Annotated in this window: 32 protein-coding genes; 4 read left to right on the top strand and 28 right to left on the bottom strand. The window is 66.5% G+C overall.

Annotated features, from left to right (window positions below; genetic code table 11):
- Positions 1–23: 23 nt before the first annotated feature.
- From flgL to flgB, 11 genes are all read right to left on the bottom strand, one after another.
- On the bottom strand, positions 24–935 hold the full coding sequence (gene flgL / locus ACSQ25_RS18960) for a flagellar hook-associated protein FlgL (protein ID WP_436107217.1): 912 nt from the start codon (positions 933–935) through the stop codon (positions 24–26).
- Positions 936–946: 11 nt separating this feature from the next.
- Positions 947–2,320, bottom strand: coding sequence for a flagellar hook-associated protein FlgK (gene flgK, locus ACSQ25_RS18955; RefSeq protein WP_436107216.1), 1,374 nt, complete (start codon positions 2,318–2,320; stop codon positions 947–949).
- A 62-nt stretch (positions 2,321–2,382) separates the two neighbouring features.
- Positions 2,383–2,739: a rod-binding protein gene (locus ACSQ25_RS18950; protein ID WP_436107215.1), complete on the bottom strand. Its 357-nt coding sequence runs from the start codon at positions 2,737–2,739 to the stop codon at positions 2,383–2,385.
- On the bottom strand, positions 2,739–3,824 hold the full coding sequence (locus ACSQ25_RS18945; RefSeq protein WP_436108108.1) for a flagellar basal body P-ring protein FlgI: 1,086 nt from the start codon (positions 3,822–3,824) through the stop codon (positions 2,739–2,741). The genes ACSQ25_RS18950 and ACSQ25_RS18945 overlap by 1 nt, the downstream gene beginning before the upstream one ends.
- 46 nt (positions 3,825–3,870) lie before the next feature.
- Complete coding sequence (gene flgH, locus ACSQ25_RS18940; protein ID WP_436107214.1) at positions 3,871–4,524, bottom strand: flagellar basal body L-ring protein FlgH; 654 nt, start codon at positions 4,522–4,524, stop codon at positions 3,871–3,873.
- Between the two features lie 3 nt (positions 4,525–4,527).
- On the bottom strand, positions 4,528–5,313 hold the full coding sequence (flgG, locus tag ACSQ25_RS18935; protein WP_436107213.1) for a flagellar basal-body rod protein FlgG: 786 nt from the start codon (positions 5,311–5,313) through the stop codon (positions 4,528–4,530).
- Positions 5,314–5,338: 25 nt separating this feature from the next.
- Positions 5,339–6,067, bottom strand: coding sequence for a flagellar basal body rod protein FlgF (locus tag ACSQ25_RS18930; protein WP_436107212.1), 729 nt, complete (start codon positions 6,065–6,067; stop codon positions 5,339–5,341).
- An 8-nt stretch (positions 6,068–6,075) separates the two neighbouring features.
- Positions 6,076–7,263 (bottom strand): flagellar hook-basal body complex protein, encoded by a 1,188-nt coding sequence (locus ACSQ25_RS18925; protein WP_436107211.1) that lies wholly within the window; start codon positions 7,261–7,263, stop codon positions 6,076–6,078.
- 11 nt (positions 7,264–7,274) lie between these two features.
- Positions 7,275–7,967 (bottom strand): flagellar hook capping FlgD N-terminal domain-containing protein, encoded by a 693-nt coding sequence (locus tag ACSQ25_RS18920; protein ID WP_436107210.1) that lies wholly within the window; start codon positions 7,965–7,967, stop codon positions 7,275–7,277.
- Between the two features lie 5 nt (positions 7,968–7,972).
- Complete coding sequence (gene flgC, locus ACSQ25_RS18915) at positions 7,973–8,377, bottom strand: flagellar basal body rod protein FlgC (protein WP_436107209.1); 405 nt, start codon at positions 8,375–8,377, stop codon at positions 7,973–7,975.
- 27 nt (positions 8,378–8,404) lie between these two features.
- Complete coding sequence (flgB, locus tag ACSQ25_RS18910) at positions 8,405–8,764, bottom strand: flagellar basal body rod protein FlgB (RefSeq protein ID WP_436107208.1); 360 nt, start codon at positions 8,762–8,764, stop codon at positions 8,405–8,407.
- Positions 8,765–9,088: 324 nt separating this feature from the next.
- Here flgB and flgA point away from each other — a divergent pair, with 324 nt between their 5' ends.
- Entirely contained in the window at positions 9,089–9,565 is a 477-nt protein-coding gene (gene flgA / locus ACSQ25_RS18905; protein ID WP_436107207.1) for a flagellar basal body P-ring formation chaperone FlgA, read from the top strand.
- On the opposite strand, the gene flgJ is transcribed toward flgA, so the two are convergent.
- The 17 genes from flgJ to ACSQ25_RS18820 are packed head-to-tail and all read right to left on the bottom strand — an operon-like array spanning position 9,562 to position 22,987.
- Positions 9,562–10,308: a flagellar assembly peptidoglycan hydrolase FlgJ gene (flgJ, locus tag ACSQ25_RS18900; RefSeq protein ID WP_436107206.1), complete on the bottom strand. Its 747-nt coding sequence runs from the start codon at positions 10,306–10,308 to the stop codon at positions 9,562–9,564. The two genes, flgA and flgJ, sit on opposite strands and share 4 nt — an antisense overlap.
- Positions 10,295–10,735, bottom strand: a complete 441-nt coding sequence (gene flgN / locus ACSQ25_RS18895; RefSeq protein WP_436107205.1) for a flagellar export chaperone FlgN — start codon at positions 10,733–10,735, stop codon at positions 10,295–10,297. Before flgN ends, flgJ begins: the two co-directional genes overlap by 14 nt.
- Positions 10,732–11,007: a flagellar biosynthesis anti-sigma factor FlgM gene (flgM, locus tag ACSQ25_RS18890; RefSeq protein ID WP_436107204.1), complete on the bottom strand. Its 276-nt coding sequence runs from the start codon at positions 11,005–11,007 to the stop codon at positions 10,732–10,734. The genes flgN and flgM overlap by 4 nt, the downstream gene beginning before the upstream one ends.
- 40 nt (positions 11,008–11,047) lie before the next feature.
- Complete coding sequence (locus ACSQ25_RS18885) at positions 11,048–11,995, bottom strand: flagellar motor protein MotB (RefSeq protein ID WP_436107203.1); 948 nt, start codon at positions 11,993–11,995, stop codon at positions 11,048–11,050.
- Between the two features lie 2 nt (positions 11,996–11,997).
- A complete protein-coding gene (gene motA, locus ACSQ25_RS18880) occupies positions 11,998–12,909 on the bottom strand; it encodes a flagellar motor stator protein MotA (protein ID WP_436107202.1) in 912 nt (303 codons plus the stop codon).
- 35 nt (positions 12,910–12,944) lie between these two features.
- A complete protein-coding gene (locus tag ACSQ25_RS18875; protein WP_436107201.1) occupies positions 12,945–13,685 on the bottom strand; it encodes a FliA/WhiG family RNA polymerase sigma factor in 741 nt (246 codons plus the stop codon).
- 21 nt (positions 13,686–13,706) lie between these two features.
- On the bottom strand, positions 13,707–14,177 hold the full coding sequence (locus ACSQ25_RS18870; protein WP_436107200.1) for a flagellar basal body-associated FliL family protein: 471 nt from the start codon (positions 14,175–14,177) through the stop codon (positions 13,707–13,709).
- A 10-nt stretch (positions 14,178–14,187) separates the two neighbouring features.
- Positions 14,188–15,291 carry a flagellar hook-length control protein FliK gene (locus tag ACSQ25_RS18865; RefSeq protein ID WP_436107199.1) on the bottom strand — a complete coding sequence of 368 codons (1,104 nt, stop codon included), beginning with the start codon at positions 15,289–15,291 and terminating at the stop codon, positions 14,188–14,190.
- An 8-nt stretch (positions 15,292–15,299) separates the two neighbouring features.
- Positions 15,300–15,617 (bottom strand): hypothetical protein, encoded by a 318-nt coding sequence (locus ACSQ25_RS18860; protein ID WP_436107198.1) that lies wholly within the window; start codon positions 15,615–15,617, stop codon positions 15,300–15,302.
- On the bottom strand, positions 15,610–15,999 hold the full coding sequence (fliS, locus tag ACSQ25_RS18855; protein ID WP_436107197.1) for a flagellar export chaperone FliS: 390 nt from the start codon (positions 15,997–15,999) through the stop codon (positions 15,610–15,612). Before fliS ends, ACSQ25_RS18860 begins: the two co-directional genes overlap by 8 nt.
- Positions 16,000–16,012: 13 nt before the next feature.
- Positions 16,013–17,389, bottom strand: coding sequence for a flagellar filament capping protein FliD (fliD, locus tag ACSQ25_RS18850; protein ID WP_436107196.1), 1,377 nt, complete (start codon positions 17,387–17,389; stop codon positions 16,013–16,015).
- Positions 17,390–17,414: 25 nt separating this feature from the next.
- Positions 17,415–17,852, bottom strand: coding sequence for a flagellar FliJ family protein (locus ACSQ25_RS18845; RefSeq protein ID WP_436107195.1), 438 nt, complete (start codon positions 17,850–17,852; stop codon positions 17,415–17,417).
- Positions 17,849–19,165 (bottom strand): flagellar protein export ATPase FliI, encoded by a 1,317-nt coding sequence (fliI, locus tag ACSQ25_RS18840; RefSeq protein WP_436107194.1) that lies wholly within the window; start codon positions 19,163–19,165, stop codon positions 17,849–17,851. The genes ACSQ25_RS18845 and fliI overlap by 4 nt, the downstream gene beginning before the upstream one ends.
- Entirely contained in the window at positions 19,162–19,842 is a 681-nt protein-coding gene (fliH, locus tag ACSQ25_RS18835; RefSeq protein ID WP_436107193.1) for a flagellar assembly protein FliH, read from the bottom strand. The genes fliI and fliH overlap by 4 nt, the downstream gene beginning before the upstream one ends.
- Complete coding sequence (locus ACSQ25_RS18830; protein ID WP_436107192.1) at positions 19,839–20,861, bottom strand: FliG C-terminal domain-containing protein; 1,023 nt, start codon at positions 20,859–20,861, stop codon at positions 19,839–19,841. Before ACSQ25_RS18830 ends, fliH begins: the two co-directional genes overlap by 4 nt.
- On the bottom strand, positions 20,845–22,590 hold the full coding sequence (gene fliF / locus ACSQ25_RS18825) for a flagellar basal-body MS-ring/collar protein FliF (RefSeq protein ID WP_436107191.1): 1,746 nt from the start codon (positions 22,588–22,590) through the stop codon (positions 20,845–20,847). Before fliF ends, ACSQ25_RS18830 begins: the two co-directional genes overlap by 17 nt.
- 49 nt (positions 22,591–22,639) lie before the next feature.
- On the bottom strand, positions 22,640–22,987 hold the full coding sequence (locus ACSQ25_RS18820; RefSeq protein WP_436107190.1) for a flagellar hook-basal body complex protein FliE: 348 nt from the start codon (positions 22,985–22,987) through the stop codon (positions 22,640–22,642).
- Between the two features lie 336 nt (positions 22,988–23,323).
- On the opposite strand from ACSQ25_RS18820, the gene ACSQ25_RS18815 reads away from it, so the two are divergent.
- Genes ACSQ25_RS18815 through fliP form a run of 3 tightly spaced genes read left to right on the top strand, consistent with a single transcriptional unit; the run spans position 23,324 to position 25,338 of the window.
- On the top strand, positions 23,324–24,226 hold the full coding sequence (locus tag ACSQ25_RS18815; protein WP_436107189.1) for a hypothetical protein: 903 nt from the start codon (positions 23,324–23,326) through the stop codon (positions 24,224–24,226).
- A 6-nt stretch (positions 24,227–24,232) separates the two neighbouring features.
- Entirely contained in the window at positions 24,233–24,583 is a 351-nt protein-coding gene (locus ACSQ25_RS18810; RefSeq protein WP_436107188.1) for a FliM/FliN family flagellar motor switch protein, read from the top strand.
- Complete coding sequence (gene fliP, locus ACSQ25_RS18805; protein ID WP_436107187.1) at positions 24,580–25,338, top strand: flagellar type III secretion system pore protein FliP; 759 nt, start codon at positions 24,580–24,582, stop codon at positions 25,336–25,338. Before ACSQ25_RS18810 ends, fliP begins: the two co-directional genes overlap by 4 nt.
- The last annotated feature ends 10 nt before the right edge of the window (positions 25,339–25,348 follow it).

Here is a 25,348-nt window from a genome sequence, read left to right as displayed (position 1 = left end):
CGAAGGGCTGCGTCCATAAGGAGTTACAACACGGAGAACAGGGACAGGGTGCCAATGCGGCTATAGGCTTTGTAGGTAGCTTGCAGGGCGGTCGAATAGCCGTTGAGCGAGGTCGCCGCTTCGCCGATGTCGAGCGTACCGATGTCGGTGATCGCCATCTTGTTGGACAGGCTGACGTTGGCGTGGTTGGCGTCCAGGGTCTTCATGATGTTCTGCGAGCCGCCCAGCGTCGCTACCTTGCTGGTCATCAGGTTCAGTGCGTCGTCGAAACCGTCCAGGGCGCCCGTCAGCACCGACCGGACGGCGGGATCGTTGGCCGAAGCGCCGGGCGTTTTCAGGGTGGTGATGGTCTGTTCCAGGTGGTTCAGCAGTTGTTCGACGCCTTGCAGATTCTGATTCCCGGCCTGGGTGATGCCATTGCCGATGACGACATCCTGCGAATTCGTGTTGCCGACGTAAGTGTAGCGCGAACCGGGCGCGGCCAGTGGATCGTAGGCGATCGGCGCGGTTTTGGTCAGCGTTCCCGAGAAATTGTAGTTGCCTTCGGTGTCGATCGAATTGGCGTTATACAGGATGCTGTCGCGCAGCGCCTCGAGCGGCGAGACCATGGCCTTCAGGTCGTCCGGCGCATTGCCGCCGTCCGCGGCCCACACCAGCAGGTCGCGGCCCTGGATGATTTCATCCGCCATATTCGTCAGGTAGCCTTCGGTCTTGGTGAGCCGAATCTTGATCGCGGCAATGTTGTCGCGGTACTGCTGCACGGTCGATTCCTCGCGTGTCAGGCGCGCCAGGCGCACGCTGTCGATCGGGTCATCCGAGGGCACCAGGATGCGCTTGTTGGCCGCCATCTGCTGGGTCAGGTGGGTGATGCGCTCCTGGTTGTTCTGGAGCGACTGGTTCATCGTCGATTGGTACTGGGTAGTTGCGATACGCATGGTGTGTTCCTTTAGCCCATCATCGCCAGCGTGGCGTCGAACAGCTGATTGGCGACTGCAATCACTTTCATGTTCGCCTGGTACATGTTCTGGTACTCGACCAGGTTGACCGCTTCCTCGTCCTGGTTCACGCCGCTGGTCGACTGCCAGTCGTCCACCGACTGGGTGCGCACGGTCTGGGAGGTCTTCAGCGCAGCCTTGTTGAGCGCGCTGTCGACGCCGAGCTTGCCGACGATCTGGGCGTCCGCATCGCTCAGCAGCACGTTGCCGACGGTGCCGACCGTGATCGGCTGGCTCTTGATGGCGAGCAGTTTTTGCAGGTTGCCGGTGTCGCCCGGGGTGCCGTCGGCGGAAAAGGCCAGGTCGTCAGCCATCAAGCCGCTGTTGAGCTTGAGCATATCGGCATTGCTGCCCGGGGTGTACACGAGCAGCGGGGCGCCGGCACTGCCATCGGGCTTGAAGCCGAGCGTCAGCTGGCTGTTGATCTTGCTCGCAATCTGCGCGGCGATGTCGGCGATGTCCTGTTGCAGCGGCACCAGCTTTTCGGTTTCGAATTTGGTGAGGCCGCCCAACTGACCGCCCAGCTTGCCGGCGTCGAGGACATAGGAGGTGCCGGCGAAGCTCAGCGAGAATTCCTGCGGCGAAGTCGCGGTCGGCGCCGCCTTGAGGGTGCCATGCATGCTGCCCAGCACCAGCGACTGGCCGGTCTTGAGCGAGACGTCGCGGGTGCCGTCGGCATTGTCCGAGACTTCCAGCGCCATCTTGCCGGCCAGGTCGTCGATGGCCTGGTCGCGCGCATCGATCATGGCCGAGGCGCTCAGTCCGCCTGCCTGGGCTTCGCTGATCTGCTGGTTGAGCTTGGCGATGGCGGCGATCTGGGCGTTGGCCGAGTCGACGATCGCGCCGCGCTGGTTGCGCACCGATTGCAGCTGGGCATTGAACACGTTGTTCAGGCCGTTGAAGCGTTCCGACATCAGGCCGGCCGAGGTCAGCACCTGCTGGCGCAGCGGGGTCGATCCCGGGTCGCCGGCAACCGCGTTGAGGGCGCCGAAGAACTGGTCGATGCCGGCCGACAGGCTGGCGGTTTCGTCGCCCATCACGTTCTCGAGCTGGCTCAGGTAAGGCTGGGTCTGCGAATACGCACCCAGGTCCGAGGCGGCGCGCCACATGGCCTGGCTCTTGTAGCCGTCCGAGAAACGCAGCAGGGCCGTTACCTGCACCCCGTTGCCGCTCGAGCGCGGATTGGCTTCCGGGCCGACCGCGGCGAGCAGGGCGGCCTGGCGGGTATAGCCCTTGGTCTGCAGGTTGGCGATGTTCTGGCTGCTTGCGGACAGCGCCACCTGGGCGGCGAGCGCGCCCGATAGTGCGTTGTGGATGATGGCCATGGTGCGGATTCTTCCTCGAGCGGGGGGTACACCTTGGTAAGGCGACCGTTTATTGCTGCTTATTAAGCTTTTTCTTCAGGCTTCATGGCGGGCCTGGCGGCGGGGACCAGCTGGCGCAGGATGGCGTCGGCGATGCCGAAGGCGCGCTTGCCGGCCATGTTCCCGGCCAGCAGGTCGTCGGCCATGTCCTGCATGTCCTGGTTGACGCGGTTGTTGAATACGCTGTCCTCGGTGGCCATGGCACGGGTCGAGGAGCGCATTTCCTTGAGCATGTGCGAGATGAAGAAGCGTTCGAACTCGACCGCGGCCTTGGTGGCCTTGGCGACGTAAACTGGGTCGGGCTGGTCCGCGGCAGGCGCCACGGCCGGGGCCTCGGTGCCGGTCGACAGCGGAATCGGCTGGTTCTGGTCGATCTTCATCAGATCACCACCAGTTCGCCTTCGATCGCGCCGGCCTGGTCGAGCGCCTGCAGGATCGCCATGATGTCGTCGGGCGAAGCGCCCAGGCTGTTGACCACGTCGATGATGGTCTGCAGTCTGGCGCCGGCCGGCCAGTTGAACATCTGGCCCGAGCCCTGGTCCACCGACAGCTTCGATTCCGGCGTCACCGCGGTCTGGCCGCGCGAGAACGGGCCCGGCTGCGAGACGCGCGAGCTTTCCGAAATGACCACCTTGAGCGAGCCGTGGGTGACGGCGGCCGCTTTCACGCGCAGGCCGTCGGCGATGACCACGGTGCCGGTGCGCGAGTTGAACACCACCTTCGGGACCTCGACGCCGGCTTCGACGCGCAGGTTGTTCAGCTTGGCCATGAAGGCCACGCGCTCGGTCGGGTTGCTCGGGGCGGCGACTTCGACGCTGGTGCCGTCGGCGGTGGTGGCGATCGGGCCGTAGGCCTTGTTGATCGCGTTGACCACGTTGGTGGCGGTCTCGAAGTGCGGCTGGCGCAGGCGCAGCATCACTTGCGGACGGGTCGCGAAGTCGGTGGCGATCTCGCGCTCGATCATGGCGCCGTTCGGGATGCGGCCGGTGGTCGGGGTGTTGACCGTGACCGAGGAACCGCTTTTTCCCGTCGCGTTCAAGCCGCCGACCACCAGGTTGCCCTGGGCCAGCGCATAAATTTCATTGTCGGCCGCGCGCAATTGCGTCAGCAGCAGGGTGCCGCCGCGCAGGCTTTTCGCATCGCCCAGCGAAGAGACGGTCACGTCGATCGCCTGGCCGCGGCGGTAGCCCGGCGGGAACACCGCCGACACCATGACGGCGGCGACGTTCTTGTTCTTGGCGTCTTCGCCTTCCGGCAGGCGCACGCCGAACTGCTTGAGCATGTTGACTACCGACTGGCTGGCGTACTTGACCTGGGTCGAGTCGCCGCTGCCGTTCAGGCCGACGACGAGGCCGTAGCCGACCAGCGGGTTGTCACGCACGCCTTCGACGCTGACCAGGTTGCGCAGCGCCTGCGCCGCGTGGGCGGGAAGGGCGCCGGCGCCGAGCAGCGCCGCGCACAACATGATTCGAAAAGCGCGTGACGCGCGAGAGATTTGAATCATGTTGTCCTCAGAACGGCATCAGGGGGCTGTTGAAGAAGCGGGTCAGCCAGCCAGGCTGGTTGGCATCGGACAGGGCGCCCTTGCCCGAATAGGCGATGCGGGCGTTGGCGACGCGCAGCGAGGACACCTGGTTGTCGTTGTCGATGTCCTGGGCCCGGATGAAGCCCTTCAGGCGCACGAATTCCTCGCCCTGGTTCAGGGTCAGGTTCTTCTCGCCGGCCACGCGCAGGAGGCCGTTCGGCAGTACTTCCTGCACGATCACGGTCAGCGCGCCCGACAGGGCGTTCTGCTGGGTGCTGGTGGCGTCGCCTTCGAATTCGCGGTCGGCCGAGATGTCGATCGCGGTCTTGCCGAAGGTCTTGCCGAGGGCCGCGATCGGCGACACGCCGGCCGACGAGCTCTTGGAGATGCTGGTGCCGGCGCGCTTGCTGGCCTGGGTGGTTTCCTGGAGGATTACGGTGACCGCGTCGCCCACGCGGTAGGCACGGCTGTCCGAGGTCAGCGACACGGCTTCACCCGTGAAGACGCCGCCCGAGACGCCGCGCGACGCCGTGCGTGCCATCGGCACGAAATCGTCGTCGTCGTTCATGGCCTGGCGCGGCGGCGCGGACGCGCAGCCGGTCAGGATGATGGCGCACAGCGCCGCGGTAACAAGTTTCATTATTTAGCGTGCAGCCTGTGCCAGGTACTGGAGCATGTTGTCGGCCGCCGACAGCACCTTGGTGTTCATCTCGTAGGTGCGCTGGGCGGCGATCATGTCGACCATTTCTTCGACCACTTGCACGTTCGAGCCTTCCAGCGCGCCCTGCTTGAGCTTGCCGAAAGCGCCGTCGCCCGGACGGCCCTCGTTGGCGGTGCCCGAGGCGGCGGTTTCCTGGAACAGGTTCTCGCCCAGTGCCAGCAGGCCGGCCGGGTTGACGAAGCTGGTGAGCGTGAGCTGGCCGAGTTCGGTCGGGGTGGTGGAACCGGCGACGGTGGCCGAGACCATGCCGTTCTCGCCGATGGTGATCGCAGTCGCATTCTGCGGTACGGTGATCTGCGGCACCAGCGGCAGGCCCTGGGCATTGGTGAGCGTACCGTTCGAATCCACCTGCAGCTGGCCGGCGCGGGTAAAGGCCGGTTCGCCGTTCGGGCGGCGCACCTGCAGGAAGCCGGCGCCGTTGATGGCGACGTCGAGCGGCTGGCTGGTGGTCTGCATGCTGCCGTTGGTGAAGACCTTCTGGGTACCGACGATGCGGGTACCGTTACCGAGCTGGACGCCGTTGGAGACGGTGTTGTCGGCGCTCTGGGCGCCCGGCTGGGCGTCGACCTGGTAGAACAGGTCTTCGAACACGACGCGGTCGCGCTTGAAGCCGACGGTGTTGACGTTGGCCAGGTTGTTGGCGATCGCCTGCAGCTTGGCATCCTGTGCCTGCACGCCGGTCTTGCTGATCCACATTGCTGGATTCATGTCTAACTCCTTGATAGGGGACGGCTTAGGCGCCGATCAGGCGGTTGCCCACTTCATTCATGCTGTCGCTGGCCTTGAACAGCTTCATCTGCATCTCGAAGCTGCGGTTCAGGCTCATCACGGCGACCATCTCTTCCACCGCCGAGACGTTACTGCCCTCAAGGGCGCGGCCGCGCACGGTGACGTTCGGATCGGCCTCGAGCGGATCACCGCCACGCGAAACGATGAGACCGGATTCGTTCTTGGTCAGTTCCGCGCCTTCGGCGTTCACCAGGCGCAGCTTGTCGACAACCTGCATGGTGGTCGCGCCTTCGGTCAGCACGGAAATGCTGCCGTCGGTGCCGATCTCGACCGCCTGGTGCGGCGGCAGCACGATCGGGCCGCCTTCGCCCATCAGCGGATGGCCGTGCACCGACAGGGCGCCGTTGGCGTCGACGTCGATGGCGCCGGCGCGGGTATAGGCTTCGCCGTCGCCGTACTGGACCGCCAGGTAGCCGTTGCCGTTGATGGCGACATCGAGCGGGCGGCCGGTCTCGCGCACCGCGCCGGCGCGGGTCGAGATGGTGTCGGCCTCGGTTTTCGCCAGGTGGGCGCTGTCGTAGCCGTAGCCGTTCTGCAGGGCCTGGGTCGAGGCCACTTCGAGGTTGGCGCGGAAGCCTGAAGTCTCGATGTTGGCCAGGTTGTTGGCGTGCACCTGCTGCGCACGCATGGTGCGCTCGGCGCCGCTGACCGCGGTGAAGATCAGTTTATCCATGGCTCGGCTTACAGGGCCTGCATCAGGGCTTGCATCATCTGATTCTCGGCGGTGATCACCTTCGAGTTGGCCTGGTAGTTGCGCTGCGAGGTCATCAGGCCGACCAGTTCCGAGGTGATGTCCACGTTCGAGCCTTCCAGGCTGCCCTTGGACAGCTTGCCGGCCAGGCCCACGCCCGGGGTGCTGTACAGCGGCGCGCCGGAGCCGTTGTTGGCGGCCCAGCTGGTGTCGCTGGTCTGGGCCAGGCTGCCCTCGTCCGCGAAGGTGGCGATCGCCAGGGTGCCGACCACCTGCTGCTGTTCGTTGCTGTACTTGGCCAAGACCGAGCCGTCTTCGGCCAGTTCCACGCCCACGAAGGCGCCCGAGGCATAGCCGTCGCTGCGGTTGGTGGTGGTGGTGGCTTCGCCGGCGAACTGGGTGGAGCCGCTGTAGTCGATGACGAAGTCCAGGGCGTCGGCGCCGGCGGTAGCCGGCAGGGTCAGGGTGCCGCTCCTGGTGACCGCCGGCAGCTGGCCGGCGCTGTTGAAGCTCAGGGCGGTGGTGGCCGCGATCGGCGCGCCGCCGTCGAAGGCGTAGCGCACGCTCACGGCGTTCGCGCCGGTCTTGACGAAGTACTGCGACACGGTGTGCTGGGTGCCGAGCGAGTCGTACAGCACCGACTGCTTGACCATGTTGTAGCTGGTCGGGTCGGCGGCATTGAAGGTGGTCGTGGTCGGCACGGTCCAGTCGGCGGACAGGTTGCCGACGAAGGTGATGCCGGTGCTTTCCTTGGCCGGGATCTGGCCGGTCGGAACCTGGATGTCGCCCATCACGCCGAGGGTGCCGCCTACGCTCGGGCCATAGCCCTGCACCTTGCGGCCGACGCCGTCGACCAGGTAGCCTTCCTTGTTGGCATTGAAGATGCCGACGCGGGTGTACTGCATCACGCCTTGTGCATCGCGGCTGCTGAAGAAGCCACGGCCCTGGATGGCGGCATCGAGGCCGCGGCCGGTGGTGACCAGGCTGCCGTTCTTGCTAATGTTCTGGGTCAGCGAGCCGATTTCGACGCCGTTGGCCTGCTCGCCGGCATACACCGAGGCGAAGTTGGCGCGGCTGCTCTTGAAGCCATAGGTGCCGGAGTTGGCGATGTTGTTCGACACGGTTTCCAGCTGCTCGTTGATGGCCTGGATGCCGGACAGTGCGATATTGAAGCTCATGAGAATTCCTTTCAGTGTTCCAGGGAGGCCAGGGCGGAGGCCTTGCCGTTGAAGCCGGTGACGCTCGATGGATCGACCTCGCCGATGCCGGCGACCTGCAGCAGGATGCCGCCGGCGGCCGACATGCGGACGCTGTCGAGGCGGCCGGTGACTTCGACCGCGGGTTTGGTGCCGTCCGATGCCTCGGCACTGATGCTGTAGTTGCCCGGCGCCAGGCCGAGGGCGGCCGGGTCGATCGTGAACGGCAGCGCGCCGGCGCCGTGCGGGGGCAGGCTGATGTGGTGCTGCTGGCCGTCGACGCCGGTCAGGATGAGCTTGGTGGCACTGTTGGCGCCGGTGAGCTGCACGTTGCCGCTGATCTTGTCGTCGCCGAGGCGCACGCGGCTGGTCTGGATCGAGACTTCGCTGCCGACCTGGGCGCCCATCGCCAGTACCTGCAGGCTTTGCAGCACGCTGGCGCTGGCGCTGGTGGTCTGGGCCAGCTGCTGCAGCGCTTCGGTTTGCGACAGCTGCGACAGCTGGTTGACGAACTGGCTCGGGTCCGAGGGCGCGAGCGGGTCCTGGTTGCGGATCTGGGCCACCAGCAGCTTGGTGAACATGTCCTTGTTCTCGCTGGTGCTGACGCCGGTGGCGATCTTGTCGCTGGCCGGGGTGGTGGAAGCCGGGAAGCCGAAGCTGTTGCTGGCGGAGGTAGTCGTGGTCATCGGAATCAGCCTTCGCCCATCTTCAGCAGCGACTGCTGCATGTTCTTGATACGGCCCATGACTTCGACATTGGTCTCGAAGGCGCGCGAGGCGGCCATCATGTCGGCCATCTCGGCCACTTCGTTGACGTTGGCGTAGTAAACCATGCCGTCGGCGTCGGCCACCGGATTGTCGGGCTCGTACATCTTGCGCAGCGGCTCGCTGGACTGGACCACGTCCAGCACCTGCACGCGGGCGCCGCCTTCTTCACCCATCACCGAGGCGAACACCGGCTTGCGGGCGCGGTAGCCTTCGGCTTCGGAGCCGGCCACGGCATTGGCATTGGCCAGGTTGCTGGCGATCGTGTTCAGGCGCACGGTCTGGGCCGCCATGGCCGATCCGGCGATATTCGAAATGTCCTTGAAACCCATGCTATTCCTCCTCGTTATTGACCCGCATTACTGGCCATTAATGGCTTTGGCCAGGCCGCGCAGCTTCATGTTGATGAAGGTCAGGCTGGTCTGGAAGTCGGAAGCGTTCTGCGAGAACGCGGCCTGCTCAACGCCGATCTCGACGGTGTTGCCGTCGGCGCTGGGGTGGAAGGGCACGCGGTACAGCGGGCCGTCGGAGGACAGGGTCGGTTCCCCGGCCTCGGCATCGATCTGCTCCTGCAGGGCCGATGCGAAGTCGATGTCGCGCGCGGTGTAACCGGGCGTACTTTCGTTGGCGATATTGGCGGCAAGCACACGGGTACGTTCGGCCCGTACCTGCAGCGCGTCGGCGTGTACGCCGAGTGCGTCCTTGAAATTAATCGTCATGTCGATCCTCCGTCGGTGGGCTGCAGTTTGTTTCTGTACAATGGACGCTTACTTGTTTCAATCGCGACCCTCTATTTAACAATGATTGCTTTCCGTAGGGCAACCATCGTCATTGTATCTTGTCTTTTCTGCGCCACAACCGCGGCAGCGCAATCTATTTCCTTAAAGATAGAGCAAGCCGCGCGTGGACAAATCGACAAACAACTGCTAAGCAGCGGCCTGTCGGAACCGGAAGTCGCACTGAGCGTCGTCTCCAGCCGTCCGGCGCCGCCCTGCAATGCGCCGGTCGAGATCGAGGCCCTCGATACCCGCCAGTACGCCCGCATGCGCTTCGTCGCCCGCTGTCCCGACGCGCGCGGCTGGCGCCACGATTTCGTGGTGCGCGCCCGCGTAAGCGCCCAGGTCGCCGTCACCGCCATACCGCTCAAGGCAGGGGAGGTGCTGACCGACGCCCACGTCACGCTCGAGCGCCGCGACGTCACCCTGATCGGCGACGCCATCGGTGCGCCCGAGCTGGCCGTCGGCCAGACCAGCCGCCGCAGCCTGCGCGCCGGCGAAGTGCTGCGCAGCGGCGGCTTGAGCGCGCCGCTCATGGTCAAGCGCGGCGACCAGGTCCTGATGGTGGCGCGGCATGAAGGCATCGAGGTGAGCATGGCGGGCGAGGCGCTGGACGCCGGCGCGCAAGGCGCCGTGGTCCGGGTGCGCAATACGGGAAGCGGGCAGGTGGTGCGGATGCGCGTGGCCGGCGCGGGCACCGTCGAGCCGGTCGACCTGCCCCAGGGCGTCAGCCGCCGGCCTTAGTTGCCCTGCAGTTTGCTGGCCAGACGCTCCAGCTTGGCCGCATAGGCCGGATCGGTCGCATAACCACCCCGTGCCAGGCCCTGGGCGAAGGCGCGCGCGTCGCCGCCGACGCCCAGCGCGCCCTTGTAGCGCGGGTTCTCGATCAGCATCCGGGCATAGTCATTGAAAGCGGCGCCCGCGTCCGGGTAGGAACGGAAGCGCTCGCGGGTCTTGATCGCCGCGCCGCCCACGTATTCGGTGGTCGCCGATTCGCTCACGGCGCCATCCCAACCGCCGCCGGCCTTGATGCCGAACAGGTTGTGGCTCGAGGCGCCGTTGGCATTCCGCAGCGGGCGCTGGCCCCAGCCCGATTCCAGCGCGGCGTGCGCCGACACCAGTTCCGGCGCCACGCCCAACTGCTGTGCGGCTTGCTGCGCCCAGGGCGCGATACTTTCCAGGAAAGCCTGTTGCTCGGGCGTGCCGGCGGCATTGCTGCCGCCGACGCCATCCGGGCCGTCGACCTCGGTTTCTCCACCCATCAGGCCCGCGGCACGGGCACGCCAGATCGCGCCTTCGGCGCTCAAGGCCGCGCCACCGCTCGCGTCGGCCGGGTCGCCGTGCTGGATGTAAGTGGCCACTTCGCCCTGCACTTCGCTGAACATGCTGGCGAAACCCGAGCCGCCGCCAATGGCGGCAGTCGGACGGGTGCTCGCGGTCGGCGCCGTCGGCGCCAGGGCAGGGGTCGAGAAATCAGCGTGGCGCATAGGTATCGTCCTCGCCGTGCAGCACGCGCTGCATCACGGTGTACTGTTCGGCCAGCAGGCCGCCGTTGCGGTTGGTCGCCGCCTTGCAGGCCTGCACGGTGCTTTCCAGGTCGGACCAGGCCGCCGCCAGCGCGCCGCGCGCCGGATCGGCCAGGCTGGCGATGAAGTCCGCCATGCCCGCGCCTTCGCCCAGCAGGGCGCGCACCAGCGACACGCGCTGCTGGCGCCGCGCTTCCATGGCGTCGAGCAGGGGCGTGAGTTGTTCGGCAAGCAAGGTCAGCTCGCTGCTGCGGTGGCGCAGCGCGGCATCGAACTGGCGTTCGAGCAAGGCCAGCACTTCGGCGCTGTCGCGCACGTCGGCCTGGACGCCGTCGGCAAGCAGCAGGTTGGCCTGCTGGCGGGTCAGGCGCGGCTGGTTCTGGCTCATCCGCGCCCTCCGCCGTGGAAGCGCTGGATCAGGCCGGCCAGACGGCCCGCATCGAAGGGCAGCTCGCCCTTGGCGAGCTGGTCGCGCAGCTCGGCCACGCGGGCGGCGTCGAAGTCGGGCATGGCGCGCAGGGCGGCCGCGGCCGGCTGCAGCACGTCGGATTGCAGGGCTGGCGCGGCGGCGCCCGGCGCAGCCGTCTCGGCAGGCACCTGCACGGTCACGCGCTGGGTGCCGATGCTCACCGTGGAAGTGATCGCGCCGGAAATCTTCATGCGGGGTCCTCGTTTCGATTGGATACTCATGACATTCGCCTTACTTCGGCAGCTGGCCGCGCAGCGTTTCGAGGGCGGCGGCGTCCGGCATTTCGATCGACGCCTCCTTTCCCAGTGGAATGGTGGTGCCGGGCTTGCCGAACATCGCCGCGACCAGGCGCGACTGCGTGCTCGTCAGGATCAGCAGTTCGATGCGGCGGTTCACGCCAGCCAGCGGCTGTTGCGCGTCGATCGGGCCGCGGTCGGCCATGCCCACCACCTGCAGCACGCTCGCGCTGCGCATGCCGCCGCCCAGCAGCTCGGCCCGGGCCGACAGCGCACGGTCGGTGGACAGCGCCCAGTTCGAATAGCCGCCCTTGTCGGGACCGGCGAAGCGCGAGGCGTCGGTGTGGCCGACGATCAGCATCTGGTTTTCCATCTGCGCGAACAGCGGCCCCATCTTGCGCAGCAGCTTCACGAAACGGCCGGTGGGCAGGGCGCTGCCGCGCATGAACATGCCCTGCTTATCGGTATCGTGCAGCATCACGCGCAGGCCATGGGGCGTCACCACGGTGTCGAGGTTGGCCGCGAGGCCGGCTTCCCGGCTCATCTCGCCCAGCGCCTTCGAGAGCGCCGCCAGTTCGGATGGCGATTCGTAGGCCACGCGCGGCTGGCTCGGCGCGCCCGGATCGTTGCTGCCCTTGCTGCCGGCGGTCGGCAGCTGGAAGCGCTCGATCATGCTGCCGCTCGGCTCGGCCGCGATCGCCGGCTTGTGGCCCATGCCCTCGAGCATACCGCTGTCGGTGGCGTCGCGCACGATTTTCTTGAGCTGCTGTTGTTCTCGCGCGGCAATCAACCACAACACGAGAAAAAGTGCCATCAATGCCAGGCAGAAGTCGGCGAAGGCCACCTTCCATGCGCCTCCATGCTCGTCGTGCGCATGCTTGCCGCCGCCGCGCTTGACGATGGTGGCTTCGTGTTTGTCGTTTTTGGTAGAGAGGCCGGCCACGATCAACCCGCCATGCGATCAGAGTTGCGGCGTCGCTTGTTTTGCGACTCATCTTCGCCGCCCATCGCATTGATCCACTGTTCGAGCTGGGCGAAGCTGGGCTTGGTATTCAGCTGGATCAGGCGGCGGCCGGCGTCGATCGCCAGCAGGGCCGGCTTGCCGGCCACGTGGGTGCATAGCACCACCTTGACGGTTTCCATGGTCGATGCTTCCGAGTTCACCAGCTGCTTCATCATGTTCGCCAGCGGTTCGAGAATGCCGTAGCAGAAGAAGATGCCGATGAAGGTGCCGACCATCGCCGCCCCGACCTTTTCGGCGATCTCGCCGGAATCGGCACCCGCCGACACCGAGAACATCGCCATCACGATGCCCAGCACTGCGGCCAGGATGCCGAAGCCCGGCATCGCCTCGGCAATCTTCTGCAGCGACTTGGCCGGCTGCGTCAGTTCTTCATGGATGGCTTCCAGCTCCTGCTCCAGCACGCCTTCCAGTTCGTGGGCGTTGATCTTGCCCATGGCCATCAGGCGGAAGTTGTCGACGATGAAAGCCAGCAGCTTCGGCTCGTCCAGGATGCGCGGGTAGCGCTGGAACAGCGGGCTTTCCGCCGGCGCCTCGACGTGGGCGTCGAGTGCCTTCAGGCCGCCGGCGGCGGTCTGCAGCAGTTCGTACATCAGCAGCAGCAGCTGGCGCTGAAATTCCGAATCATGCTTCTTGCGCGCTGCGACCTTCTTCAGCTGGTGCGTCATTTCGGCCAGCACGTGCCTCTGGTTGCCAAGCACGAGTGCGCCGAACGCGGCGCCGCCGATGATCAGCAGCTCGATCGGGTGGAAGATGGCCGAAAAGGTGCCGCCCATCAAACTGAAGCCCCCGAATACGGCGCCAAGCACGATCGCGATTCCGAGTAATTGCTGCATGACGTAAGCCTTTCTTGTTGCTTATTGAATGTTGGTCAGGCGCGCTGCAGCGCGGCCTTCATTTTCGCCAGGGCGCTCTTGTTGAGCTGGCAGACGCGGGCGTCCGACAGGTCGAGCACGGCGGCGATTTCCTTGTAGCTCAGTTCGAACTCGTAGATCATCTGGATCACGCGCTGTTCTTTTTCGTTCAGGCTGCCGAGTACCTGCTCCAGGCTGCGGCGCACCAGGAAGGCTTCTTCCGGGCCCGGCGTGCTGTGCGCATGGTCGGTGGCTTCCTGCAGCACCTCGTCGAAGCTGAGCATCTCTTCGGCGCAGTCGTCCAGCACGTGCTGGCGGAATTCCTCGGCAGTGACGCCGAGCGCGGCGGCGGCTTCCTTTTCAAGCGGCTCGCGGCCCAGCTTGCGGGTCAGTTCGCGCAGCGCGTCGCGCACACGGTGGCTGTCCTGGCGCACGGCGCGCGGACGCCAGTCCTGGCGCCGCAGCTCGTCCAGGATGGCGCCGCGCACCCGCAGGCTCGCATAGCTGCCGAAGCCATTGTCCGGCGTACCGTAGCGGCGCAGCGCTTCCAGCAGTCCCATCAGGCCGATCTGTTCCATGTCCTCGCGCGACACCGCGCCGGACACCTGCGAATTCAGCTGGCGCACGATGCGCTTGACCAGCGGCGCATAGGCCAGCAGGTGGCGCTGCTCCTCGCCCGGCGTCATCCCGGCGTTGGCAGGCGCCTCGCCGTACAGGGTGGCGCCATTGGTGTCGGCATAGTCGGCTAGATAGGCCACGATGTCCCCGCTGCGCTTGACTTACTCAATGATCAGCTTGCCGATCATGACTTCGGAAAACGGACGTTCGTGGTTTTCCTTTTCATAACTGGCGTTGAAGGTCTTGTTCAGCAGTGCCGCGTACTGGTCCACGGTCATCGCGTTGGCCTCGGCCAGCGTATGTGCGGACAGCGCCGACACGACGATGCTGCGCAGCAGCGGCAGGTGTTCCTTGGTTTCCTTTTCGCGCTCGGTGGTGGTGGCCAGCACCAGGTCGACCGACAGGTAGTGTGCCGCCGCCTCGTTCGGGGCGCGGCGCAGCATCACGATCACTTTGTCGAGGGTGACGTACTTGGTCGGCTTCTTCTCCGGTTCCTTTTTCGGCTCTTCCGCCTTGGTGCCGGCCGCATGCTGCTGGGCGGGCGCCAGGTACCACATCGCACCGCCGGCGGCGCCGGCGGCGAGGAGGGCGACGCCGAGGAAGGCGGCGATCAGTTTGGCTTTGCTGTTCATGGCTCTATGCTCAAGCGCGTCCGCTCAGGGAGAACGCGGTAGTGGATTGGTTGGCTTCGGCCAGGGCCGCACCCGGGGCGCGCTCGTCCTGGTCCTGGCCCTGCTGGCGGCCGCGGCCCTGGGCATCGGCGCCGAAGGCGCCTGCCTGTGCGCCGGCCTGGGCACGCGGGGTCGCCTGGCTGACGTTGACCGACACGTCGGTGTACTGGCGCTGCGCCAGGTCGCTGCGCAGGTTGTCGCTCACGGTGTTCAGCTGGCGCAGCACTTCGCTGTGGGTGGCGGTGATGTTCACTTCCAGGCTGCCGGCGGCATGGCGGATCGAGATCTCGACCCGGCCCAGCATCGGCGGTTCGAGGCGGATCACGGCCTGCTCGGCGTTCTTGCCGAGCTGGAGGTTCAGGCGCTCGCCCAGCGCTTCCTGCAGGCTCTGGCGCCATGCGGCCGGTGGGCCGGACAGGGTCAGGGTGCCACCGTCGCGCCCAGCGCTGGCCGGCGCGGATTGGGCAGCGATGCCGAAGCCGGTATTGCTGCTGCCGGCGGCGGTGTCGCCGGCCGCGGCCTGGATCTCGGTGCCGGCGCCTTCGCGCACCTGGCCTGCGGCGCCCTGCGGCGCGGCGGCCGGCTGGCTTGCCTGCGCCGCGGCACGCAGCTGCACGGCGGCGCCGTCGGCTGCCTGGGCCGGCAGCGCGCCCGATGCCGTGGCTTCGCCCGCGCCCGGCAGCTCGGCGGCTGCAGCAGCGGCATGCTCCTGACGCTCCGGCTGGCCGGCGGCCAGTCGCATTGCGGCGGGCAGGCCGGCCTGCATCGCCATCATCGACGGCATCAGCGGCATGTTCATGGCGGCCAGCAGCGGCTGGCCCGCTTCGGAAGCAGCCTCGGTCTCGTCTTCCTGCGCCGTGGCGGCGGCCTTGATCGCCTCGCCCGGCACGCCGGCCAGTTCCGGCTGCGGCAGCGGCTCGGCGGGCAGCGCGGCGTCCAGCTGCATGAACTGCAGGAAGGCCAGCGGCGCCTGCGCGCCCGGCTGGGCCGCGGCCAGTGCCGGATCGAGCGGCTGGGCCTCGTTGACGGCGGTGGCTGCGGCGTCGCCGGAGACAGGCATGGAAGCGCTATTCATGGTGATGTTCATGGTTGGGTATTACCGAAATCGGGTTCGCCCGCGAGGGCATAGGCCATCCAGCCTTCCTTGTTGGCGGCCATGTCATCCATGCGCGCCTGCAGCTGCACGCTGGCGGTGGCGACCGCCCCGGCCGCGCCGGCGTGGGCGCCGCGCAGGCGCTCCAGCGCGGCACGCTCGCCGGCGCTCCAGGGCCCGGCGGCGGCCAGCGCCTGCAGCTGGGAGCCGAGCTCGCGCACCGCGCGGCCCAGCAGCTCCCAGTCGGCACGCGCGCCGGCGTCCTGCAGGACGCCGGCGAGGCGGTCGATGACGGGTGTCCTATCCATTGCGTTCCTGGACACCCTTCCAGCCCTGGCGGATGGTGGTCAGGATGCGCACGACTTCGTCCAGCATGCCGGTGTCCATCTTGATGCCGGCGCCGTGCAGGTGCTGGACGCAGAAATCGTAGATGCGCGCCAGGTTGGCGACGGTCTCGCCGCCCTGCTCGAAATCGAGAGAGCTGGACAGGCCGTTGATGATCTCGACGCACTTGTCGATGCTGGCAGCCTTCTGCTCGTAGCGTTTTGCGGCGATGTGGGCGCGGGCGCGCGCCAGTTCGTCGAGCAGGCCGTCGGTGAGCAGGAGGACCAGCTCGACCGGCGAGGCGCGCGAGGTCTGCGCATCGAGGTTGACGGCGTGGTAGTCGCCGTAGGCTTCTTGGTAGGACATGGAATGATCTCGTCTAGTCTTTGTCGCTGCTGAACAGGGCATCGAACATCGAGCTGTTGTTCGACATCTGGCTCTGCAATGCTTGCAGTTGGGTGAATTGCATCAGGTAGCGTTGGTAGGCGGCGTTGTACTGCTTGTCCAGGGTTTCCTGGCGCGCCGTCATTTCGATCTGCAGTTTCGACACCGCATCCTTGCGGCTGTTGATCTGGCCCTTGGACGAGCTGGTCCAGGTATTCAGATAGGTGTCGAGCGCGCCGGCCAGCCCCGTCGCGGGGGTAGCGCTGCTGCTGCCGATCAGCGTGTCGAGGCCGGTCGGATTTTCCGCCAGTGCCTTGTTCAGGCGCGTCGTATTGAGCGACAGGGTACCCTGGCGGTTGGCGGTGATGCCGTAGGCCGCCAGGTTGTCACCGCTAACCGGGCGCAACAGGCTGACCAGCCGGTCGCGCAAGGAGCGCACGCCGCTGTCGCCGGCGAAGGCGCCGCCTGCGATTCCCTTCGAGGGATCGCCGGAAGCCGCCAGCGCATCGACCACCGCCTTCATCTTGTTGTAGGCATCGACGAAAGCCTGGACGTTGTCCCTGGTCTTGCCGGTATCGGCGCCGACCGCCAGCGTGACCGCGGTGCTCGTCGTCTTGGTGAACGTCATCGTCACGCCGTCGATCACGTTGAAGGTATTCGACGCCTGCTCGATCGGCGTGCCGCCGGCCGATCCGATGTGGATCAGGGCATCGTCCGCGGGAACGAGTTCGCTGATGGTGGTGAATGGCGCGGGTGGCGCCGAAGGGGGGGCGGCGGCAGACTCGATGGACACCGCGTTGGCTACGCCGGTGTTCTTCGCGGTCAGCACCAGTTCATAGGTGTTTTTCCCATCGACGTTGACCCCGGTGCTGATGACGGATGCCGTCACCACCGCGCTGGCGCCGGGAGCCGCATTGATGGCGGCCGCGATCTCGCGCGGGGTCGCCTGGCCGTCCGATGTGGCGGCGGCGCTCAGGTCGACTTCGATCGAGGTACCGCCCGCCTTGACGTACACCGTGCCGTTGGCGCCGCTGTTCTCGATGAGCGAATACGAGACCTGGTGCGCGGTGGCGAGACGCGCGACGTGGAACGAGTAGGTGCCGGCCGCCGCGGTCGAGGTGGCGGTGGCCGTGCCGACGGTGGTATCACCGAACAGCGCGGATTGTGCGAACAGGGTCTTGTTCGTGCCGGTCAGGCCGGACAGCGCCGTCTGGAAGCCGCTGAGCGCATTCCTGAGCTCGCTCAAAGCCTTTTCGGTCGCACTGGCGCGGTTGGTCTTGGCCGTGAGCAGTTGCTGCTGACCCGAGATGTATTTCTCGGCTAGTGCCGCCGCGGTACTGGCTGGATCATAGGTAGGGGTGGAAATTGCCATTTTTTACTCTCCTTGATGGTCCGGGCTAGGCCGTCCGGCCAGCCATCCACGATTGGGTGGCGATATCGTCTTCGCGCTTGCGCACGGAACGGTTCTGTTCGCGCGCGAACTGAACCTGTTGTTGTTCCAGCACCTTGCCCAGCAGCTCGCGTTTGGTATAGGCGTCGGTCAGCTTGCGCTGCGCCACCGCCATGTTCGCCTCATGCAGCGCCAGGTCGACCCGGTGCAGGTCGGCCATCGCCATCACGTTCTGCTTGTAGGCGCCGCAGTTCAGCGCCAGCGCCAGGGGCAGGGCGCCGGACGCCCCGCTGCCGGTGGCCAGCGCATCCATGCGCGCCAGGTTGTTCTGGTAGCGCGCGCGGGTCGCTTCCTGGCTGGCCAGGTCGGCCTGCAGGCGATCCACGTCGATGCTGCGCAGCTGCACCAGGGTGCCGAGGCTGGCGATGGTCTGTTCGCGCTTCATGCCATCATCGCTTTCAATTGTTCGACGCAGCCGGCCATCGGCGCTTCTTCACGCGTGCCCTGGCACAGGAAGGCTTCGATGTGCGGATGCAGGCGCACCGCCTTGTCGGTTTCCGGGTCGGCGCCCGGCACATAGGCGCCGAGCGGGATCAGGTCGCGCACGCGGGCATGCTTGGCCAGCGCCGCCTTCAGCCTGCGTGCCGCCAGGGCGTGGTCCTGACCGACCACCTGCGCCATGCAGCGCGAGATCGACTGGGCGACGTCGATCGCCGGATAGTGGCCGCGTTCGGCCAGTTCGCGCGTCAGCACGATGTGGCCGTCCAGGATCGCGCGCGCCGAATCGACCACCGGGTCTTGCTGGTCGTCGCCTTCGGCCAGGACCGTATAGATCGCGCTCATGCTGCCCTTCGGGTTCTCGCCGTTGCCGGCCGATTCGACCAGTTGCGGCATGTTCGAGAACACCGAAGGCGGGTAGCCGCGCGTGGCCGGCGGCTCGCCCAGCGACAGCGCGACTTCGCGCAGCGCCATCGCGTAGCGGGTCAGCGAATCGCACAGCAGCAGCACGTTCTGGCCGCGGTCGCGGAAGTGGGCCGCGATCGAATGGCACATCTCGGTCGCCATGACGCGCATCAGGGGCGACTCGTCGGCCGGCGCCACCACCAGCACAGCGCGTTTCAGGCCCTCCGGGCCGAGCGACTTCTCGACGAATTCGCGCACCTCGCGGTTACGCTCGCCGATCAGGCCGACCACGATCACGTCGGCCACGGTCTGGCGCGTGATCAGGCCGAGCAGCACCGATTTGCCGACGCCGGAACCGGCCATCAGGCCGACCCGCTGGCCCTTGCCGATCGTGAGCATCGAATTGATCGCGCGCACGCCGACGTCCAGAGGTTCTTCCACCGGGGTCTTCCTCAGCGGATTGACCTTGGGCGGGGTGGTCGACAGCGGCTGGTCGCCGCCGAGTTTGCCGAGGCCGTCGATCGGCTCGCCCAGGCCGTTGACCATGCGGCCCATCCAGGACGGGCCGATCATCAGGTCCTGCTGGACCGGGGTCGGCAGCACGCGTGCGCCGGTCGCCAGGCCGCTCGCCTTCTTGAACGGCATCAGGTAGGAGATTTTTTCCTTGAAGCCGACCACCTGGGCGTCGAGCCAGCCGCCGTCGACGGTCTCGATGCGGCAGCGCTGGCCGGTGTGCAGCGGACAGCCGACCGATTCCAGCAGCAGGCCCTGGGCGCCGACCAGGCGGCCGGTGGGGGTGGCGACCGGCACCGACCCCAGTTCGACCGCGCGCAGGCGCGCCGCGAGGGCCGTCATTCCTCGTCCTCCGCGTCGAGCAGCTGTTCGCGCACCTGGTCCATCACGGCCGACAGGCGGCCCTGGCAGCCGGCGTCGACTTCATTGTCGCCGGAGCGCACCCGGCATTCGCCCGGCTCGAGGGCCGGGTCGGGCAGCAGGGTCCACTTCTTGGCGCGCTTCGGGTCGAGCTCGAGCACGCGGCGCAGTTCTTCCGGATTCAGGAATACCTCGACCTGGTCGCGCGAAGGCGGCATCACGCTCAGGGCTTCTTCCACCAGGGCGAGCAGCTGCACCGGCTGTAGCGCCAGTTCGGCGCGAATCACCTGGCGCGCGATCTTGCCGACCAGGTCCACGACTTCCTTGCGCTGGGCTGCGCGCATGTCGGTTTTCAGCTTCTTGAGGCCCTTGAGCATGGCGTCGATCGGCTTGGACAGCGCGTCGAACTGGGCCAGCGCGGCGGTGCGGCCTTCTTCGACGCCGCGCTGGAAACCCTCGCTCTGGCCGACCGGGAAGCCGTCGGCGCGGCCCTGGTCCAGGCCGGCCTCGTAGCCTTCGCGCTGGCCCTGGCGGTAGCCGTCGGACAGGGCGGCCTGCCATTCCTCGGCCGAGCCCGCGCCCGTCGCGCCCGCGCCCTTCGGCAGGGCGCTGGTGAGCTGGTACAGGGGAGGGAAGTGATAGGGCCGGAATTGCTTCATTCGGCGGTCGCCTCGGCAAACAGTGCGATGTCGATTTCGCCGGCGTCGGCCAGGCCCTTGACGGTGGCCATGATCTCGCGGCGGGTCTGCTCGATGCGCGACATCGGCACCGGTCCGGAACGGCGCATCAGGTCTTCGAAGCTCTGGGCCTGGCGCTTCGGCATCGCGCCCAGGATCGCGTCGCGCAGCGCCGGTTCGGCGCCCTTGAGCGCGATCGCCCACTGCTCGAGCGGCACTTCGTCGAGCAGGCGGGTAATGACCTGTTCGGTCTGGCGCGACAGGATGAAGAAGTCGTACATCGACATCTCGATCTGGGACACGACGTCCGGATCGTGGGCGCGCAACAGCTCCACCATGCCGGCGCGGTTGTCCTGCAGGCGGTTGAGGATTTCGGCGACCTGGCGCACGCCTTCCACGCTGGCGCTCTGGGTGTCGAGCGCGGACAGGCAGCGGTTCACCAGTTCCTCCAGCTCGTGCAGTACGTCGCGCTCGATCTCGTCGAGGTGGGCCATGTTCAGCAGCACCATTTCGCGGCCGTCGGCCGGCAGCGCTTCCAGGATCTGCGAAGCGTGCGCCGGCGGCAGGAAGGCCAGGAACACGGCCTGCATCTGCACGTGCTCGGACGCGATGAATTCGGCCAGCCACTTGGGCGAGGCGTACTGCAGGCGCGCCATCATCGGGCGGATCTCGTCGCCGTAGATGGTGTTCAGCACGCTGTTGGCGATGTCGCTGCCGAGCGCCAGGTCGAGCGAGCGCTTCAGGTAGCCGCGCGAGGCCGCGTGCAGGCCGCTCTGCTGACGGTAGTCGTCGAAGAAGTTCTGGACGGCCGATTTCACGGAGTCGACCTTGATGCCGCTCATGCGCGACATGACCTGGGTCAGCTCGAGCAGTTCTTCACGCTCGAGGCAGCGCAGCACGGCGGCGGCGCCTTCTTCGCCGATCGACAGCAGCACGATGGCAGCCTGCTCGACCGGGCTCAGGACGGCATCCATGCCGTCAGCGTTATTCAGTTCGGCCATGTTTTTTCTGTACCCATTGTTTGACGACTTCGGCAACGCGCTCAGGCTCTTTGCCGGCGAGGACTTTCAGATGGTCGATCATGACGTCGACGGGCGAACCGGCCGGCGGAAGATCGTAGTTTTCGAGCAGCGGGACGACCGGCATCGTGCCGGAAGCGGTATCCGCGCCGGCGACCGCGCCAGCCGGCGCGCCGAGCGCAGGGGCGCTTCCCGCCGGCAGGGCTGCGACGGCAGCATCCGCAGCGGCGGCTGCGCCACCAGGTACACCCGGCAGGGCCGGCGCGGCAGGCATCAGCGGCGGCTGCGGCGCCAGGCGCGAGGTCACCGCGCGCAGCAGCGGGCGGGCCAGCAGGAGGTAGGCGAGCAGTGCGCCGAGCGCGTACATGCCGTAGCTCGTCATGTCGACCACGTTGTCGCGTTCCTGCCACCATTCCTGGGCCATCGGCGCGGCCGGGAATGTCAGGCTGGACACGGTCAGCACGTCGCCGCGGGTGGCGTCGATGCCCAGGCCGCCCTTCAGGATCTTCTCGATGTTCGCCAGTTCGGCCGGGGTGTAGCCGACTTTCGGGTTGGCGGCGCTGGCATTGTTCAGCACCACCGCTACCGACAGCTTCTTCAGCCGGCCGCGCGCGCGCTTGATCTGGGTGATCGCACGGTCGTAGGCATACTGGCGGGTGGTGGCGTTCTTGCGCGCGCTGCCGTCGTCAGGTTTTGCGGCAGCATCCGGGTTCTGCGCGTCGGCCTGGGCGGCGGCTGGATCGGCCGCCTGTGGCGGACGGTTCGACAGCGTGCCCGGCACGCCCAGCGCCATGCGGTTGCGCTCCATCTCTTCGCGCATCGCCTCGCTGGTGACCTTCGGGGCTTCGCCGTACTTTTCCTGGGTTTCCTCGATCTTGTCGTTGTCGACGTCGGCGGTGACGCTGAGCTTGAAGTTGTTCGCGCCCAGCACCGGGCCAAGGAGCTCGTTGACGTTCTTGCGTACGTCGTCGGTGAAATGCCTGGAAGCCGTATCGCCCTGTACCTGGCCGTCGAAGCCATCCGTCAGGTCGACGCGCGAGGACAGGTAGTTGCCGGCCTGGTCGACCAGCGACACGCGCGCCGGGTTCAGGTTGGCGACGCTGCTCGACACCATGTTGACGATCGCGGCGATCTGCTCGTTCGACAGCGAGCGGCCCGGCTTGACCGCGACCACCACCGAGGCCGAGGACTGGTCGCCGGCGCCGGCAACGAAAGAGCTCGTCTTGGCGATCGCCAGGTGCACGCGCGCCGAGGCGATCGCGTCCATGGTCAGGATGCTCTGCGCCAGCTCCCCCTCGAGGCCGCGGCGGAAGCGCACGTCCTGCACGAAGGACGACACGCCGAGCGGGTCGTTACGGTCCATCAACTCGAGGCCGGCCGGCAGCTGGGCGGTCACGCCCTTGGCGGCCAGCAGCATGCGCACCTTGCCCAGTTCGCCGGACGGCACCAACACCTGGCCGCTTTCCGGGTGGACGCGGTAGGGAATCTGCTCGGCTTCGAGCACGCTCATCATGTCGCTGGCGGCGACCTTTTCGCGCGCGCCGAACACCGGCTTGTAGTTGGACTGGTCCTGCCACAGGAACAGCATGACGGCGGCCGTGATGGCCACGGCCAGGCCGATCAGCAGGACCAGGTTGTTGCGCAGCGCCGGCGGCATGCCCGGCAGCGCCAGCTTCTTGTCGCCAAAGGCGGCCTTGAGTGTGGAAATCACGAGTGGTTCTCTTCGCTTCTCTGCAATAGGGGAGAAATCCGGGGAGCGGTCAGACCGGCAGCTTGATCAGCTCGTCGACGGCGCCCATGACCTTGTTGCGCACTTGCATCAGCATCGAGAACGACAGGCTGGCCTGCTGGCTGGCCAGCATGGCGCCGACCAGGTCGTCGCTCTTGCCGGCATCGACGGCGGCCATGCGCTCGCCGGCGGCGCGGTCTTCCTGGTCCACGCTGGCGAGGGCGTCCTTCATGGTCTGGGTAAAGGAAAAGGCGTTTGGTGAATTGTTAAATGCGGCACCCGCCGACAGCTCACTGGCAGGTGCGATCGCCATACGCTGGGCATCGTTTGTCAGTGCGGCAAGGTCAGCTTTGATCAGACCGGCAAGTTCAGTTCCCATGCTTCGTTCCAGTACTAAAAGATTTGGTGCGCGTGTTGTGGAGAGGCGACAAAATGTGTCTTCTTTTGCCGGCAAAAAGCCCATCCAGGAGCTTCATTTGTTAAATCGATGTCTACGAACGGCCGTTTTATTCTTGACCCTTTTACTGGGTTTTCCCACGTAAGTACTGGGAAGACGCCGGGTGCTGCGATGCGATAGGAGAGATATTACCGTAGGGCAAGTGGGAAATCAAAGGCGAATGTCAAAGTCTTTGGCGCAAATCTCCATGTATAATTGTTTCCCTGGAGAATGAAAAAAAGTCATTCGCCATTTCTCAGTGACCAATAAACAATGCCGATGAATCCACTCGACCGATCGCGCACCGACCAGACCGCCCACTCCGGCAAATACCAGGGTAATTACCAGGTGCTCGATCCGAGCCTGTTGGGACGCCCGGTCCATCTGTTGCCGAAATTCGCGCGCCGTTTTGCCGATGCCCTTGGCACGTCGATGGGCGGGCCGGGCGGACGCCGCTACTGGGGCGCCTACCGGCTGGTGAACCTGGCCTTCGAGCGCGCACCGGACGAGGAAGGCCTGCGCTGGCTGGCGGTGGCCGGTCCGCTCGGTACTGCCGCGGTGGCGTTCGAGCGCAGCCTGTTATTGAGCCTCCTGGAAGGGCGCTATGGCCGAAAGAACGCTGCACCGAGCGCAGCGCGCGATCCGGCCACCGAAAGGGTGACCGCGACCGAGGAGCGCCTGGCAGCAACCCTGACCGCGCAACTGGCCGAGCAGCTGCATGCGCGCGTGGCCGAAGGCCTGGCGGCGGTGGGTGTGGAAGTGCCGGGTGCGGATGCCGCGGTGGTGGAAGCGCCGGCGCCGGCCAGCGCGCCGGGCAAGGCCGGCTGGGTCATCCGCGTGACGCTGTCGGCCCCGGGCGAACAGCAGAGCCACTGCTGGATCGGCCTGGACCAGGAGCTGATGTCCCACGTGCTGCAGGGCCTGAAGGAAGAGCGCAACAGCGTGCGCACGGCGCGCGCCGGCAACGACGGCCTGTCCTCCGGCCTGTTCGTGAAGCTCGACGGGCGCCTGGTGAGCAAGGACACCACGCTGGGTGCGCTGTTCGAGCTGAAAGTCGGCGACGTCATTCCCGTGTCGGTCGGGCGCGCCGACGTGCTGCTGGACGAATCGCGCCTGTTCACGGCCGCCGTGGCCGAACACAAAGGAAAGCTCTGTTTAACCTCTTTTGAAGATGCCGAGTAAATAGCTATGAACCTGAACGATCAACTGACTGGCGACGTCATCATCGACGACCTCGAAGGCGTTGAAGCGGCTACCGCGGTGGCCGGCAAGAATGCCGCGCGCCAGCTGCCGCAGATGATGCGCCGCATTCCAGTGACCCTGACGCTGGAAGTGGGCTCGGCCCGCATCTCGCTGCAGGAACTGATGGCGATCGGCCCGTCCTCGGTGGTGCCGCTCGACGCCCTGGCCGGCGAGCCGCTGGTCATCAAGGTCAACGGCGCGCCGATCGGCCGCGCCGAAGTCGTCGTCGCCGGCGAACAGTACGGCCTGAAGGTCATCGACCTCGACGGCCTGAACCTGGATGCGCTGACTTCATGATGCAGGCTGTCCGCGGCGCGCTGGCTGTGGCCGGCGTGCTGGCATTGCTGTTTGCGCTGCCTGCCGCGGCCCAGGACCAGGGACCCAGCATCCTGCCCGGGGTGATCCCCGGCTCGACCCAGGGAATGACGGTCAAGTCGCAGATCCTGGTCCTGATGACCCTGCTCGGGCTGCTGCCCGTCATGGTCATGATGATGACCAGCTTCACCCGCTTCGTGATCGTGCTGTCGCTGCTGCGCCAGGCCCTCGGCCTGCAGCAGGGCCTGCCGAACCGGATCATCACCGGCATCGCGCTGATCCTGACCCTGCTGGTCATGCGCCCGGTGGGCGAAGCGGTGTGGCGCGACGCCTTCCTCCCCTACGACAAGGACAAGATCGGCCTCGAGCAGGCGCTCAAGATCGCCGAGGTGCCGGTGACGCGCTTCATGCTGGCCCAGACCAGCAAGACCTCGCTGGCCCAGGTCGCGCATCTGGCGGGTGAGCCGGCCAACCTGGCCCCCGAGAAGCGCGGCTTCACGGTCAAGCTGGCCGCCTTCGTGCTGTCCGAGCTGAAGACGGCTTTCCAGATCGGCGCGATGCTGTTCATTCCCTTCCTGATCATCGACCTGGTGGTGGCATCGGTGCTGATGGCGATGGGCATGATGATGCTGTCGCCGCTGGTGATCTCGCTGCCCTTCAAGCTGCTGCTGTTCGTGCTGGTGGATGGCTGGACCCTGACCGTGAACACGCTGGTCGGCAGCATCCACGGCTATTAGCTTCCAAACG

The sequence above is a fragment of the Massilia sp. LjRoot122 genome (assembly GCF_964252725.1).
Taxonomy (GTDB): Bacteria; Pseudomonadota; Gammaproteobacteria; order Burkholderiales; family Burkholderiaceae_D; genus Telluria.
This window is presented reverse-complemented; position numbering and strand designations above follow the sequence as displayed.